Source organism: Catellatospora sp. NPDC049111 (genome assembly GCF_040648615.1).
In the GTDB taxonomy this organism is placed as follows: Bacteria; Actinomycetota; Actinomycetes; order Mycobacteriales; family Micromonosporaceae; genus Catellatospora; species Catellatospora aurea.
This window is the reverse complement of sequence record NZ_JBEZEB010000003.1, coordinates 243,633-257,505: the sequence shown is the minus strand read 5'-3', so window position 1 is coordinate 257,505 and position 13,873 is coordinate 243,633. Positions and strand designations below refer to the sequence as shown.

Annotated in this window: 15 protein-coding genes; 8 read left to right on the top strand and 7 right to left on the bottom strand. The window is 70.9% G+C overall.

Translation table 11 applies throughout. The annotated features are described in order from the left end of the window. The first annotated feature begins 154 nt into the window (after nt 1-154). From AB0B66_RS06040 to AB0B66_RS06025, 4 genes are all read left to right on the top strand, one after another. Entirely contained in the window at nt 155-811 is a 657-nt protein-coding gene (locus tag AB0B66_RS06040; protein ID WP_360523581.1) for a response regulator transcription factor, read from the top strand. Then, nucleotides 808-2,025 carry an ATP-binding protein gene (locus AB0B66_RS06035; protein ID WP_360523578.1) on the top strand — a complete coding sequence of 406 codons (1,218 nt, stop codon included), beginning with the start codon at nt 808-810 and terminating at the stop codon, nt 2,023-2,025. Before AB0B66_RS06040 ends, AB0B66_RS06035 begins: the two co-directional genes overlap by 4 nt. Before the next feature lie 181 nt (nt 2,026-2,206). Continuing rightward, a complete protein-coding gene (locus AB0B66_RS06030; protein WP_360523575.1) occupies nt 2,207-3,271 on the top strand; it encodes an NAD-dependent epimerase/dehydratase family protein in 1,065 nt (354 codons plus the stop codon). 31 nt (nt 3,272-3,302) lie between these two features. Continuing rightward, nucleotides 3,303-4,121: a WecB/TagA/CpsF family glycosyltransferase gene (locus AB0B66_RS06025; RefSeq protein ID WP_360523572.1), complete on the top strand. Its 819-nt coding sequence runs from the start codon at nt 3,303-3,305 to the stop codon at nt 4,119-4,121. A gap of 105 nt (nt 4,122-4,226) precedes the next feature. Here AB0B66_RS06025 and AB0B66_RS06020 read toward each other — a convergent pair whose 3' ends face one another. Next, entirely contained in the window at nt 4,227-4,565 is a 339-nt protein-coding gene (locus AB0B66_RS06020) for a hypothetical protein (protein WP_360523569.1), read from the bottom strand. 166 nt (nt 4,566-4,731) lie between these two features. Here AB0B66_RS06020 and AB0B66_RS06015 point away from each other — a divergent pair, with 166 nt between their 5' ends. Continuing rightward, nucleotides 4,732-5,505 carry a hypothetical protein gene (locus AB0B66_RS06015; RefSeq protein ID WP_360523566.1) on the top strand — a complete coding sequence of 258 codons (774 nt, stop codon included), beginning with the start codon at nt 4,732-4,734 and terminating at the stop codon, nt 5,503-5,505. Between the two features lie 106 nt (nt 5,506-5,611). Here AB0B66_RS06015 and AB0B66_RS06010 read toward each other — a convergent pair whose 3' ends face one another. Together AB0B66_RS06010 and AB0B66_RS06005 are read right to left on the bottom strand one after the other, a co-directional pair. Beyond that, the gene (locus tag AB0B66_RS06010; protein WP_120321590.1) at nt 5,612-5,830 is read right to left on the bottom strand and encodes a DUF397 domain-containing protein; all 219 of its coding nucleotides are present in this window, start codon (nt 5,828-5,830) and stop codon (nt 5,612-5,614) included. Beyond that, on the bottom strand, nt 5,800-6,684 hold the full coding sequence (locus AB0B66_RS06005; RefSeq protein WP_203691951.1) for a helix-turn-helix transcriptional regulator: 885 nt from the start codon (nt 6,682-6,684) through the stop codon (nt 5,800-5,802). The genes AB0B66_RS06010 and AB0B66_RS06005 overlap by 31 nt, the downstream gene beginning before the upstream one ends. Before the next feature lie 384 nt (nt 6,685-7,068). Here AB0B66_RS06005 and AB0B66_RS06000 point away from each other — a divergent pair, with 384 nt between their 5' ends. Beyond that, nucleotides 7,069-7,383 (top strand): hypothetical protein, encoded by a 315-nt coding sequence (locus tag AB0B66_RS06000; RefSeq protein ID WP_360523563.1) that lies wholly within the window; start codon nt 7,069-7,071, stop codon nt 7,381-7,383. A gap of 235 nt (nt 7,384-7,618) precedes the next feature. Continuing rightward, nucleotides 7,619-7,939, top strand: a complete 321-nt coding sequence (locus AB0B66_RS05995; RefSeq protein ID WP_360523560.1) for a hypothetical protein — start codon at nt 7,619-7,621, stop codon at nt 7,937-7,939. Between the two features lie 78 nt (nt 7,940-8,017). On the opposite strand, the gene AB0B66_RS05990 is transcribed toward AB0B66_RS05995, so the two are convergent. Together AB0B66_RS05990 and AB0B66_RS05985 are read right to left on the bottom strand one after the other, a co-directional pair. Continuing rightward, complete coding sequence (locus tag AB0B66_RS05990; RefSeq protein WP_360523557.1) at nt 8,018-8,974, bottom strand: PASTA domain-containing protein; 957 nt, start codon at nt 8,972-8,974, stop codon at nt 8,018-8,020. A gap of 78 nt (nt 8,975-9,052) precedes the next feature. Further along, entirely contained in the window at nt 9,053-9,733 is a 681-nt protein-coding gene (locus AB0B66_RS05985; RefSeq protein ID WP_360523554.1) for a PASTA domain-containing protein, read from the bottom strand. Between the two features lie 97 nt (nt 9,734-9,830). On the opposite strand from AB0B66_RS05985, the gene AB0B66_RS05980 reads away from it, so the two are divergent. Next, nucleotides 9,831-11,048 (top strand): hypothetical protein, encoded by a 1,218-nt coding sequence (locus AB0B66_RS05980; RefSeq protein ID WP_360523551.1) that lies wholly within the window; start codon nt 9,831-9,833, stop codon nt 11,046-11,048. Between the two features lie 10 nt (nt 11,049-11,058). On the opposite strand, the gene AB0B66_RS05975 is transcribed toward AB0B66_RS05980, so the two are convergent. Further along, nucleotides 11,059-12,309, bottom strand: coding sequence for a CapA family protein (locus AB0B66_RS05975; protein ID WP_360523548.1), 1,251 nt, complete (start codon nt 12,307-12,309; stop codon nt 11,059-11,061). Between the two features lie 52 nt (nt 12,310-12,361). Beyond that, complete coding sequence (locus AB0B66_RS05970) at nt 12,362-13,837, bottom strand: glutamate--cysteine ligase (RefSeq protein ID WP_360523545.1); 1,476 nt, start codon at nt 13,835-13,837, stop codon at nt 12,362-12,364. Nucleotides 13,838-13,873 lie beyond the last annotated feature (36 nt).

Below are 13,873 nucleotides of genomic sequence, written 5' to 3'. Positions count from 1 at the left end.
TCGTCGGGCCGCCGGCCGGTCGCCGGCGGCACGGTGCCCAGTCCACGCGGGCGGCCGTTTCCCGGCCGTTTCCGCTCGCGATAACGGCGAGGAAACATCACGTCGGGTAACTATTGGCTCGCCGGACCGACCGGCGGGGGAGGCGGATCCGGACATGCGGGTACTCGTGGTCGAAGACGAGGCGCTGCTCGCCGATGCCATCGCCGAGTGGCTGCGTGACGACGCCCACGCCGTCGACGTGGTGTACGACGGTGACGCGGCGCTGGAACGGCTGGCCGTGCACGACTACGACGTGGTGCTGCTGGACCGGGACCTGCCCGTGGTGCACGGCGACGACGTGTGCCGCTCGCTCGTGGCCTCGCAGGCCGACACCCGGGTGCTGATGCTCACCGCGGCCGCCGAGGTCGGTGACCGGGTCGCCGGGCTGACCCTGGGCGCCGACGACTACCTGTCCAAGCCCTTCGCGTTCGCCGAGCTGGCCGCCCGGGTGCACGCGCTGGGCCGGCGCGCCCGGCCGGCTGCCGCGCCGACGCTGGTGCGCGGTGGCATCCGGCTCGACCAGGCCCGCCGGGAGGTCTTCCGAGACGGCTACTACGTGCCGCTGTCCCGCAAGGAGTTCGGCGTGCTGGCCGAGCTGCTGCGGGCCGAGGGCGCGGTGGTCTCCGCGGAGACCTTGCTGGAGAAGGTCTGGGACGAGAACGCCGACCCGTTCACCTCGGCGGTCCGGCTGACCATCCTCAAACTGCGCCGCAAGCTGGGCGACCCGCCCGTCATCGCCACCGTCGCCGGAGTGGGGTATCGCCTCCCGTGAGACTGCGTCCGCTGAGACTTCCGTCGTACCGGCTGACCATCCGCGCCCGGCTCACGCTGGTGTACGGCGGCCTGTTCTTCCTCGCCGGGCTGGCGCTGCTGGTGGTGACCTACTTCCTGGTCGACCAGTCGCTGCTGCAGAAGTTCACCTTCCAGGCCCCGCTGCCCGACCTGGGCAAGGCGCCCGGGGTGACCGGCCTGGCCGGATCGGGCGGCTCCCGAGTGCGGGTGCTCATCGACAACAACCCCGACCTCGTCTACTACATGGACAAGCAGGCCGAGTCGCTGCGCCACGCGACCATGCTCGCGCTGCTCCAGCAGGGCGCGATCGCGCTCGTGGTGGTGGGCACGGTGGCCATCGCGCTGGGCTGGCTCATCGCGGGCCGGCTGCTGTCGCCGCTGCACCGGATCACCGACACGGCCCGGCGGATCAGCACCGCCCCGGCCGCCGACCGCGGGCTGCACGAGCGCATCGCGCTGCGCGGCCCGAACGACGAGATCCGGGAGCTGGCCGACACCTTCGACGCCATGCTGGCCCGGCTGGACCAGGCCTTCGACGGGCAGCGGCGGTTCGTCGCGAACGCCTCGCACGAGCTGCGTACGCCGCTGACGCTGAACCGGTCGCTGGTGGAGCTGGCGATGCACCGCCGGACCGCGTCCGAGGACGTCAAACGGCTCGGCGAGACGCTGCTGGACATCAACGGCAGGCACGAGCGGCTCATCGAAGGGCTGCTGCTGCTGGCGCGCTCGGAGAACGAGGTGGTGGAGCGGCGGCCGGTCGACCTCGCCGACGTCGTCGACCACGTCGGGCTGCAGAGCGCGGGCGCGGCGGCCGAGGCTGGCGTGTCGGTGGCGGTCGAGGCCGCCCCCGCCGAGACCGCGGGTGACCCGGTGCTGCTGGAACGGGTCGCGCAGAACCTCATCGGCAACGGCATCCGGCACAACGCCGCGGGCGGCTGGGTCCGGGCCGCGACCGCCACCCGGGGCGACCGGGTGGAGCTGGAGGTGTCCAACAGCGGGCCGGTGGTGGCGGCGTACGAGGTGGAGGGGTTGTTCGAGCCGTTCCGCCGGGGCAGCGAGCGCACCCGTTCCGACCAGGGGGTGGGGCTCGGCCTGTCGATCGTGCGCGCGATCGCGCGGGCGCACGGCGGCACGGTCGCGGCCCGGCCGGGCGAAGGCGGCGGCCTCGTCGTAACGGTCACGCTGCCCCGCTAGCCCCCAAACCACCCAGAGAACAAGGAAGGGCACCTTCCCATCGTTTTTCGTATAGGAAGGTGCCCTTCTTAACGCTCCGTGTAACGGGCGGCTGCGGGGCGGACGGTGGGCGGACGGGCGGGGCCGGTCAGGGTAAGCTCTCCGCTGGTCGAGTTCGTCGATTGGTTACAGGGAGTATCTGGTGAGCGTTGCGCTGGTGACCGGTTCGGCCGGTCTGATCGGTTCCGAGGCAGCCCGCCACTTCGCCGGCCTGGGCATGCACGTCGTCGGCCTCGACAACGACATGCGCAAGTACTTCTTCGGCGAGGACGGCTCGACCGCCTGGAGCCTGGTGAACCTCACCAGCAAGCTCGGCGACTCGTACACGCACTACGACGTCGACATCCGCGACCGTGACGTGCTCAACAAGATCTTCGAGCGGTACGGCAAGGACATCTCCCTGGTGATCCACACCGCGGCCCAGCCCAGCCACGACTGGGCGGCCAAGGAGCCGTTCACCGACTTCGACGTCAACGCCGTCGGCACCCTGAACGTGCTGGAGTACACCCGCCAGCACTGCCCCGACGCCGCGTTCATCTTCTGCTCGACGAACAAGGTGTACGGCGACACCCCGAACCGCCTCCCGCTGATCGAGCAGGAGACCCGGTACGAGATCGACGCGAACCACCAGTTCGCCGACGGCATCACCGAAGACATGACGATCGACAACAGCATACACTCGATCTTCGGCGTGTCGAAGGTCGCCGCGGACGTGGCCGTGCAGGAGTACGGCCGCTACTTCGGCATGAAGACGGCCTCCTTCCGCGGCGGCACCCTGACCGGCCCCGCGCACAGCGCCGCCGAGTTGCACGGCTTCCTGGCCTACCTGATGCGCTGCGTCATGGAAGGCCGCACGTACAACCTGTTCGGCTACAAGGGCAAGATGGTCCGCGACGCCATCCACTCGCACGACGTGCTCACCGCGTTCGAGGCGTTCTTCCGCAACCCGCGCTCCGGCGAGGTCTACAACCTGGGCGGCGGCCGCTTCTCCAACACCTCCCACCTGGAGGCCTTCGCCATCGCCGAGAAGATCGCGGGCAAGGAGGCGAAGGTCAACTACGTGGAGCAGGCGCGCATGGGCGACCACCAGTGGTACGTCAGCGACATGGCCAAGTTCCAGGCGCACTACCCGGACTGGCAGATGACCTACAACGTGCCCGCTATCCTCAACGAGATCTACGAGGCCAACGCCGACAAGTGGATGTAGCCCCCATCGGCGCGCACACCCTAGGAACGTCATGACGACGACGCTGAACAGCGGCAGCAAGCGCAATGTGCTCGGCGTCCTCGTCGACGCCACCGACTACGCCGACGCCACCGACCGCATCATCCGCGCGGCGACGGAGGGCCGGCCGTACGCGGTCACCGCGCTCGCGGTGCACGGCGTGATGGAGGGCGTCGCCGACGGCAGGCTCGGCGCGCAGCTCAACAGCTTCGACCTGATCACCCCGGACGGCCAACCGGTGCGCTGGGCGCTCAACCTGCTGCACGGCGCCGGCCTGCGCGACCGGGTGTACGGCCCGGAGCTCACCCTGCGGGTGCTCGGCCGCGCCGCCGAGCAGGGCCTGCCGGTGTACCTCTACGGCTCCACCCAGCCCGTGCTGGACCTGCTGATCCCGGCGCTGATCGCGAAGTACCCGGCGCTCAAGATCGCGGGCAGCGAGCCGTCGAAGTTCCGCGGCGTGGAGCCCGGCGAGGCCGAGCAGATCGCGGCGCGCATCACCGGCTCGGGCGCGCGCATCGTGCTGGTCGGGCTCGGCTGCCCGCGGCAGGAGAAGTTCGCGTACGCGATGCGCCCGTACCTGGGGATGCCGCTGCTGGCGGTCGGTGCGGCGTTCGACTACCACGCCGGCGGGCTGCGCAAGCCGCCCGCGTGGATGCAGCGGCACGCCCTGGAGTGGCTGTGGCGCCTGGGCCTGGAGCCCAAGCGCCTGTGGCGTCGCTACCTGATCCTGAACCCGAAGTACCTCGCCCGCCTCGGTGCCCAGAAGACCCGCCTCTGGCGCGCCACCCCGGTCACCCCGGCCACCGAGTCCCCCTCGACCTTCGCTGTGTAGCCGGGTCAGAGCAGCCGCTTCTGCCGCAACTTTTAAAGAGTCGCGGCATCAGGGGGAGTCCGATGCCGCGACTCTTTAAGAGTTGCCGCCCGAAGGGGGCCGGGGTCAGCGGCGGAGGTAGATGAGGCCCAGGACGGAGCGGGTGGCTTCGAACCAGCGGTCGACCCATTCGTCGGTGGGCGGGGTGTTGCGGGGCGGGAGTTCGAGGAGCAGGCCGCGCAGGAGCGGGTGGTCGACGAGGGTCAACTCGGCGGGCATGTCCAGCCAGCTCGACGGCGTGAACGACTGCTCGCCGAACCGATCCAGGCCCAGCGACTGCAGCGGTCCGGGGCCGGGCTCCAGCAGGGTGTCTCCCGGCAGCTGGACCCGTTCGGAGTCGCGCAGGCCGCGCTCGCGCGGGGTGGGGCTGGTGTTCTGGCTGGGCACGTGTTCAGGCATCGTCATCTTCGTCCTACCCGGTCGGCGAGTTTCGCGGTGTGGTGGGGCGCCGTCTGGTACAACGACCGCAACGGAACGCAGGCGACGGTCTACCCGCTATCGTCACTGCACGTGTTGCTTGCGTGACTAAGCGCAAGCTAACCAGTTGTGCATCACGTGCGGGGGAACCACGATGGCCGCTGAACCGGCGTCCACACCATTGCCAGCCCAAGTCACGCCGGCGCAGCTGATCGGCGAGATCAGCCGCCTCGTGCGGCAACTGCCCTGTCCGCACTGCGGCCAGGAGAGCGCCCACTCCACGCCGGTCCATTCCCAGGCACTGGTCCCGGCCGCCCGGGAGCCCTACGACGACATAGCGCCGATCGACCCGCTGGACGAGATCGGCGACGACGAGCGCTGGCTGTGGCGCCTGGTCGAGGAGGCCGAGCGGGTCGCCGCGGCGGCGCCGCCCGGGCCGGATCCGCGCCAGGTCGCGCTCGCCGAGCAGCGCTGCCAGGAGGCGTACGAGGCGGAGCAGAAGGTCCAGGCCCGCATCCACGCCACCATCGCGGCGCTGGCCCAGCCGTCGTCGTGGCTGCGGCCCCGCCATCGGGCCGCGCTGGCCCGGCACCTGCGCGAGGACCGGGCCGCCGCCGTGCTGACCGCGATCCAGCGGGGGCGGATCGAGGAGATCCGGGGGCGGCTGCGCGCCGTCACGAACCGGCGAGCCGACTACCTGTCGGCCCACCGCGCCACGCTGGAGGCCGGGCGCAACGCGCGGGTGGAGCTGACCCGGGTGCTCGACGACCTGATCGACCGGTACGCCCGGATGTCGCAGCCGCCCGCCTGGTTCAAGTTCGGCCTGGACTACCCGCCGGAGCCGGGGCAGCGCCGGGAGTGGCTGCAGCACGCCCGGGAGGCGATGGTCGAACGGCGGCGGGCCAACCTGCACCGGGTGCTGCTGTGATCAGCCCTGGTACGGCGAAGGACCCCCTTCGGCGCCCTTGACAACGGCGCGGAAGGGGGTCCCACCTGAACGTGATCCAGAGCTGTTACCAGCAACGGGGCTCGACCTAGAGATCGAACTCCCCGTCCTTGGCACCCTCCACAAAGGCGTCCCACTCGTCCGGCGTGAAGATCAATGCCGGCCCGGTGGGGTTCTTGGAATCGCGCAGCGCGATCGCACCACCCACGAACGCGACTTCAACGCAGTTGTCGCAGTTCGGGCCACTCCGCGTGCTCTTGTACCAACGCGCTTCGCTCAGATCGACTCGAAACCCCTTGGTCTCGATTTCCATAGTGGCTCCTCCGCCAGTTGTGCGATCAGCTCGGCGGACTCCTCGGGGCTCAACGCAGCCTTTCGGATGTTCTCGAAGATCTTGGTGTACTTCCCCAGCTCGTCGTTCTTCTCCAGGAAGAGTCCCCCGGTCGCATTCTCCGCGTAAACGACATCTGAGTCCCCGGGTTCGGGAAACTCCAGGATGGCGAAAGTACCGTCCATACCGGCGTGTGGACCTGCCTCGAACGGCAACACCTGCAAGGTCACGTTAGGCCACGAGGCTGCTTCGGCCAGTAACCGAAGCTGGTCTCGCATGACCCTGTCGCCGCCCACGGGCCGGCTCACCACCGACTCATCGAGCACCACCTGAAACCTGATCGCATCGTCTTGTCGCGTGAGCAACGATTGACGACCCATCCGGACACGGACACGATTCATGATCGCTTCTTCGTCCCAGTCCGGCCAGGCGCCGCGAATCATCGCCTCCGCATATTCCGCTGACTGCAGCAGGCCGGGGACAACCTGCTGTTCGTACGCGCGGATGGAGCTGGCCGCAGCCTCCAGCCCGACGTAGGCACCCACCAGCACGCTGCTGTACGGATGCCACCAGCCCTTCTGCCGCGCCTCCTTGGCGATCTCCACAAGCACGTCGACCTCGTCGGTCGGCGTGCCGTAGATCGTCAGCATGTCGCGGACGTCGCGACTGGTCACCGAGCTGTGTCCAGTCTCGATCCGCGAGATCTTGGACTGCGAACACTCCATCCTCTCGGCCACGAACTCCAGCGTGATGCCGGCATGTTCGCGCCGCTTGCGCAGTTCGGCACCGAGTCTTCGTCGGCGCACTGTCGGGCTCTGTCGGGTTGTCACGGCGCACCTCCGCGACGCACGTCGGCGGAGGCACGAAAGTCGATGCCCCCGCCCGATGGAACTTGCATATGTCGTGTTGCGAGTCTGCTCCGACGATCGGCGAATCATCAACCGGCCGAACGCACAGAGGGTGCGACTCGGCATCACCGGGGAGACCGACACCAGCTTGTCACATACCGGACGAAGGACACCAGAGCGCATACGCACTTTGCAACTTGCATTCAGCAAAGTCTTCCGGCACAGTGTCTGTTATGGCCCCCGCTGTGCTGATCTTCCGTTTTCATGATCACGCACGGTGGGCGCGGCTTCACCTCTAGCGTTCAACGAGCGACTCCCGATTACGTGTTGTCCAGATCGCACCGGTACGAGAGAGCAGGAGAAAAGGTGACTCCCCAAGCCGGCGACATCCTCCACGTCACTCGCGAAGCCAGCGTTCAGTTCCTCCGCCCGATGATGTTCCGGGTGATCCGTGTGCACGACTGGCCGACGTACGAGGGCTGGGTGTGGCTCGACGGCTACCAGCTCAACGCCGCAGGTGACGCCGTGGAGCGCCGCTCGATCTTCGTGCAGCGCGCCGGCCTGCGCATCGTGCCCGATAACAGTGCCGCGGCCCGTGCCCGCACGGCACCCGCCCGCGCCGGGCAGCGGCCCACGCTGAGCCGCCCGAACCTGCGCCCCGCGACCGCCGGCGCACGCTGAGAATTTCTCGCGATCCGCCTCCGGTCGGCCTGTACCGGATCTACGCTCGAATGACCCTAGTTGAACGACGGTGGCGACTCGCCCGGCCGTTTGCGGTCAGCAGGCGGCCGCGACGAATCTCCCCGTCGCGGAACATGGCCGGTCCCGGCGCGCCGCCGCTCTCGCGGCGCGCCAACGGACTCCCACGTTCCGGCCCTCGCGTGGCACGGCACCCGCTCACCCGGGGGACGGCGCCATGGACATTCGAACGATCGCATCTGGACGGGAGCCCAGGGCGACCATTCCACATCGGCCTCACCGGCTTGCCGCACTGTGCGGTGCGGCGCTGGCGGCGGCGTTGTTCACGCCGGTGCCCGCAACGGCCGGCACGACCGAGGTGCGAGCCGCAACGGTCGCGGACGCATCCACCCGGCAGGCACCGCCGCCCGCCGCAGTAACCGCCCACTCCGTGCCGCCTGAGCTGATGGCACGCTCACTGATCTCCACCGGAATGATCGGTATCGGTCTCGCGCTGGGCGGGATCGTCATCGTCACGCACCGACGCCGCCAATGGTGACGGGCCGGCAGACAGAACGCGCCCATGCCGTACGGCATGGGCGCTGTTCATGTCACGACGTGGAGTCGAACCTGCCGGTCAGTCGTCGTCGCCGTCGGGGCTCGGGCTCGCCTCCGCGCTGGGGCTCGGCTCCGGCGACGGGCTGGTCGGCGCCGAGGCCACCACGATTATCACCGTCGAGCCCGGCTCCAGCAGCGTGCCCGGTTCCGGCTCCACGTCCACGACGGTGCCCGGATCGGCGTCGCCGGTGACCCGCACGCTGATGCGCGGGTTCAGGCCCGCCGCATTCAGCACGTCGATCGCCTCCTGCTGCGACAGGCCGACCAGGTTGCCCGGCACCGGGACCGCGGACACCTCCGGCGACGGCGACACCGACGCCGACGGGCTCGGGGCGGCGCTGGTGGGCGCGGCCGTGGTCAGTGCCGGAGTCGGCGACGCGCTCGGGGTCGGCGTGGGTCCCGTGCCGCGCAGCACGAACCAGGCCGCCACCGCGAACAGCGCCAGCAGCAGCAGCGCGATCCCGATGATGATCAGCGGCGCCCGCCAGGTGCGCTGGCCTTCGCCGTACTCGATGCCGGGCGGCGGGGTGGCGTCGCGCATCGACCGGGGTTCCGGAGTGGGCACGCCCGCCCGGCCCGTCCAGACGTCCTGCGCGGGCATCACCGAGGTGTGCTCGTCCGGCGGCACGTGCCGACCGCCGACAGGCGGCAGCACGGAGGTCGGCTCGCCGCCCGGAGGCACCGCGGCGGGCCCGCCCGCGGGCAGCACGGTCGTCGCCTCGTCACCGGGTCCTCCACCTGCGGGAAACACGGTGGTGGCGTCATCGCCAGGCCTGCCCCCAGCCGGGAGCACGGTCGTCGCCTCGTCACCGCCCTGCCCGCCCGACGGCAGCACGGTGGTCGGCTCGTCGCCGGGCCCGGGCTCGTCGTCACGGCGGTGAGCAGCCATCGGGGCGGTCTCGTCGGAGGGAGACGACCCGGGGCCGCTCCCGCGCGCCGCCGGATCGTTGTCGTCGTGCCGCTGCTCATCGGACATGCTGAGGTCCTACCACGTCGCCGGGTCGGTTACGCCTTACCTGGGTGCGTGGCGTGCCGGCACGCCACGCACCGTCGATCAGCCTGCGGCCGGAGAGGGCGGTGGGGCGGTCTCGCAGGTGATCGAGACGCCGCTGTTCCACTTGAGCTTCGTGCCGGCCTCGGCGGTGGCCGCGGTGACCGTGCCGGTCTTCTCCGCCGGGTACGGCCCGACCTGCAGACCTGCCCCGACCAGTGCGTTCTTCGCCTCTTCGCAGGACAGGCCGACCAGCGTCGGCACGTCGACGTCGACGATCGGACCGGCGACGAAGAGCTTCACACTCGTGCCCGGCCGCACCGGGGCGTCCGCGGCGGGCTCGGTCTTCGTGATCTTGCCGGCCTCGCCCTCCTGGTCGAAGACGACGTTCACGGTCACCTTCAGATTCGCCATGAGCTGGCGGCGAACCGCCTGGAACTCCTCCCCGGCCACGTTCGGCATGCGGGGGCCGTCCGGCGCGGGCGAGGCGGTGCTCGGCTCGATTGTCGGGGTCGGCGTGGGCGCCTCGCTCGGGGACGGGCTCGCCTCCGCCGACACGGCGACGGACGGAGTGGCGCTGGGCTGGGCGTTCGGCTCGCCGTCGCCGGCGACGAACCATCCGATCGCGAGGCCCGCGACGGCCAGCAGCACCGTGGCCGTCGCCAGGATCGCGACGGTGCCGGGGCTGAACCCACGTGGTCGCTGCGGCGTCAGCGGCGCCGTCTGTGCCCACGGGTCGGTCATGATGCTCTCCTCTTTCGGGTACGCCCGGCGAACGCTACGCCGCAACGAGAGTAAACCGTTCACACGAACCGCCCTCGCATTGCTATACGCTCGCGTCATGTCACTTCAGGGCCCGGGTACGCGGCTGGGACTGAGCTCCGTCGCCGTCGCGGTGGGCGTTGCCGCCGCGGCGGGAGCAGCGCAGTTGGGTGTCGGATACGGCCTGGGGGTCTTCTCCTGGGTGCCCACCGTGCACGGTGGCGACGAAGCCGCGTGGTTGGCGAGTCTGGCCTGGACGGTGTGGATTTCCGCCCTGTCGGTGGTGCTCGGTGCCGTTGTGGCCGATCGTGTCGGCCGCCCGACTGTCCAGTCGTCGACAGCGGTCCGCGTGTTGCGCCGTGCCGCGCTGTCCATCGCCGCGGCGCTGGGCGGCCTGGTCGTCGTCGCGCTGACCGCGGTGCCGGCCCGGGTGGCCGAGCGCGCGGACACGTTCGCGCCGCACCTGATCGTCGGCGGATACGCGATCGCCGGGGTGCTGCTCGGCCTGTTCGTCGCCGTGGCTGCGCTGATCGCGCGCTCGATCGCCGCGAACGTGCTGGCCACCGGCGGCTGGCTGTGGCTGCTCGCGGTCACGGCGGTGGCCGACGGCATCGCGGCCGGACGGGACTCCGTCGTGGCGCAGCTCGGCTCCTGGCCGGTCACCACCGACGGGCCCTGGTTCCGCAGCGTCTACCTGCCCGGTGCGGCCATCGCCGGGGTCGCCGCCGTGTTGATCGGATTCCTGGCCGCGCTGCCCGCGGCCCGCCGCCGCGACGCCCAGGCGGGGGTGGCGCTCTCCGGTGCCGCCGGACCGGCCCTGGTCGCCGTGGCCTACCTGCTGGCCGCACCGAAGCTGACCGGCGCGCTGCCCGAGCAGCTGTCGGCATACCTGGTGGCGCCGTACGCCGTGTTCGCCGGACTGCTCGGCTCGGTGCTCGCGCTGGTGCTCTGCGGCCCGCGCCGCCCGCGCCCCGTGCCGGCCGCGGCCGAGCCGGTCCCGCCGCAGTACACCGGCTGGGACGCCGTGCCGGCGCCGGCCGTGCCCGCGCAGACCGGCCCGGACCGGTCCGCCACGGACAAGGACGTGTCGGCCAAGGACGCCGCGGCCAAGCCCGCGGCCGCCAAGGACAGCGCCGCCAAGCCTGCTCAGGGCAGGGCCTCTGTCGCCAAGGCGGCCCAGGCGACCGCCGAGAAGTCGGCGGATGAGCCGACCACCGGCACACCGGTCGGCACCGGCGACGCCGTCTCTCCCGCGGCGGACGCGCCGAGCCCGAAGCAGCCTCGCAAGAAGCGCTGACCCGCGTACCTCAACGCACGACAACCAGGCCCGCGCTGCCCGCACCACGCGAGCGCAGCACCCGGGCGGAGCGTTCACCGCTGGCGCGGCAGGCCGCACGGCGGGCGGCCGGGCACGCCGACACCAGCAGCACCCGGACCGGACCACCGTCGAGCTGCATGTACGTCGGCAGCGCCGCCGCCGCGGACACGGTGAACCGGCCGGGTGCCGTCTCCACGAAGGTGAACCGGCTGATCACCCCGTCCCGGGTGACGTCCGAGAAGCTCTGGTTCGAGACGTGGTTGCCCATACCGTAGGCGACCCAGCGGCCCTCGATCCGCTCGAACGGCTGCACCACGTGCGCGTGGTGGCCGAGGATCAGGTCCACCGCGCCGTCGCGCAGCAGCTGCCGGGCGACGGACACCTGCTGCTCGTTGGGGCGCTGCTGATACTCGGTGCCCCAGTGGATCGACACGATGACGACCTCGGCCCCGGCCTGCCGGGCCCGGACCGCCGCCTGCCGGACGCGCTGCGGGTCGAGCGAGTTGACCAGCCATTCCTTGCCCCTGGGCCGGGTCAGCCCGTTGAAGGAGAAGGTGTACGACAACAGCGCCACCCGCACCCCGCGCACCGTGACGATGGTGGGCTTGTCCTGCTCGGCGCGGCTGCGGGCCATGCCCGCGTGGGCGATCCCGGCCGCGTCCAGTGCGGCCAGCGTGCGCCGGATGCCGGCCTCGCCGCCGTCCAGGGAGTGGTTGGACGCGGTGGAGCAGGCGTCGTAGCCGGTCTGCTGCAGGGCGGGCACGATCTGCGGCGGCACCTTGAAGATCGGATATCCGGTGAACGGGCCCTGCGGGCCGCCCAGCGGCGTCTCCAGGTGGCAGATCGCCAGGTCGGCTGCCTCGATCACCGGGCGTACGCCCTTCAGCAGCGGCGCGAAGTCGTAGCCGCGCCCGCCCGCGTCGCGCTGCGCCTGCCGCCAGAGGCCGCCGTGCAGCAGCACGTCCCCGCTGCCGACGACGGTGAACGTACGCGGCACGAACGTCCCGCCAGGGCCTGACGGGCTGGGCGAGGGCTCCGCCGACCGGCCAGGAGCGGCCGTGCTGCTCGGCGCGGGCCGCGGCACCGGCACGCTCGCCGTCGGCAGGACCTGCGTCGAGGCAGGCTGCGGTGCCCCGCCGGGCAGCCACGGCGGCAGTGCCGCGGCGGCGACCACGGCCAGCAGCACGGCCAGGATCGCGGTCAGCGCCCAGGGACTGACGTCACTACGGTCACCGGTCACGGCTGCACCCTCCCCCGGGGTCGACGGTCACGCCATCCGCTGTCAGGCCGAGTCAGCCCACGGGCCAGGTGTGCACCGGTTCGTTGGTGCGCTGGTGCTCGGCATACCGGCCGACCATGGCCCGCAGCGCCGCGGGCCGGGTCGCGCCCTTCGCCTCCAGTGCCCGTACGGTGTCGACCTGCCAGGTCGAACCGTTGCGCCCGAGCAGGCAGCGCTGCTCGATGATGCCGAGCAGGCGGTCGCGCTGTGCGGGGTCGACGCCGAACCGGTCGAGTCCCTCGGCGGCTTTCGGCAGCAGCATCTCCAGCACCAGGTCGGTCACCCGGATCTCACCGAGGCGCGGCCACCACACGGGCGCGGCGATGCCCCGGCGGGCGGCGGCGTGGAAGTTGTCCTGCGCGACGCTGAACGGCAACTGCGTCCAGAGTGGCCGGTCCTCCTCGACCAGCGCGCGGACGAGTCCGAAGTAGAGTGCGCCGTTGGCCAGCATGTCGACCACGGTCGGACCCGCGGGCAGCACCCGGTTCTCCACGCGCAGGTGCGGGCGGCCGCCCATGATGTCGTACACCGGCCGGTTCCAGCGGTAGATGGTGCCGTTGTGCAGGCGCAGCTCGCCGAGCCGGGGCACTCCACCGCTGCGCAGCACGGCCAGCGGGTCCTCCTCCTCGGCGATCGGCAGCAGTGGCGGGAAGTAGCGCACGTTCTCCTCGAACAGGTCGAAGATCGACGTGACCCAGCGCTCGCCGAACCACACCCGGGGCCGAACGCCCTGGGCCTTCAGTTCGTCGGGGCGGGTGTCGGTGGCCTGCTCGAACAACGCGATCCGGGTCTCCGACCAGAGCTGGTGGCCGAACAGGTAGGGCGAGTTGGCCCCGACCGCGACCTGCACCCCGGCGATGACCTGCGAGGCGTTCCAGTAGGCGGCGAACTCCGCCGGCGACACCTGCAGGTGGAACTGCAGACTGGTGCAGGCCGCCTCGGGCGCGATGGAGTCGGTGCGGATGCGCAGCCGGTCGGCTCCCCGGATGTCGACGCCGATCTGCTCGCCGCGGGCGGCCAGGATCTCCTCGTTGAGCGAGCGGTAGCGCCCGTTGACGGACAGGTTCTCGGTGACCGCGTGGTCGGTGGTGAGCGTCGGCAGGATGCCGATGGTCAGCACGGCCGCGTCGTGCTTGCGCGCGTGCGCGTCCGCGCGGCGCAGGCTCTCGATGATCTGCTGCTCGTACTGGACCAGCCCGTCGTCGGAGATGAGCCGGGGCGGCACGTTCAGTTCCAGATTGAACCGGCCGAGTTCGGTCTGGAACTGCGGATCAGCCAGGTCGTGCAGCACCTCCTCGTTCACCATCGTCGGCAGGTGCTCCGGGTCGACGAGGTTCAGCTCGATCTCCAGCCCGGTGGTCGGGTGGTCGGCGTCGAAGCTGAAGTCGTTGAGCATCAACGCGAACACGTCCAGGCAGCGTCTGACCTTCTGGCGGTAGTGCTCGCGTTCCTGGCGGGTGAACGTCTGCAGCGAAACGTCCTTGCCCATGAGCCCTCCCCGACACACGGTGACCAAGCGAACCCT

Coding starts and splice junctions, on each gene's coding strand:
- AB0B66_RS06040 (WP_360523581.1), top strand. CDS start 155: ATGCGGGTACTCGTGGTCGAAGACGAGGCGCTGCTCGCCGATGCCATC.
- AB0B66_RS06025 (WP_360523572.1), top strand. CDS start 3,303: ATGACGACGACGCTGAACAGCGGCAGCAAGCGCAATGTGCTCGGCGTC.
- AB0B66_RS06020 (WP_360523569.1), bottom strand. CDS start 4,565: ATGACGATGCCTGAACACGTGCCCAGCCAGAACACCAGCCCCACCCCG.
- AB0B66_RS06015 (WP_360523566.1), top strand. CDS start 4,732: ATGGCCGCTGAACCGGCGTCCACACCATTGCCAGCCCAAGTCACGCCG.
- AB0B66_RS05995 (WP_360523560.1), top strand. CDS start 7,619: ATGGACATTCGAACGATCGCATCTGGACGGGAGCCCAGGGCGACCATT.
- AB0B66_RS05990 (WP_360523557.1), bottom strand. CDS start 8,974: ATGTCCGATGAGCAGCGGCACGACGACAACGATCCGGCGGCGCGCGGG.
- AB0B66_RS05985 (WP_360523554.1), bottom strand. CDS start 9,733: ATGACCGACCCGTGGGCACAGACGGCGCCGCTGACGCCGCAGCGACCA.
- AB0B66_RS05980 (WP_360523551.1), top strand. CDS start 9,831: ATGTCACTTCAGGGCCCGGGTACGCGGCTGGGACTGAGCTCCGTCGCC.
- AB0B66_RS05970 (WP_360523545.1), bottom strand. CDS start 13,837: ATGGGCAAGGACGTTTCGCTGCAGACGTTCACCCGCCAGGAACGCGAG.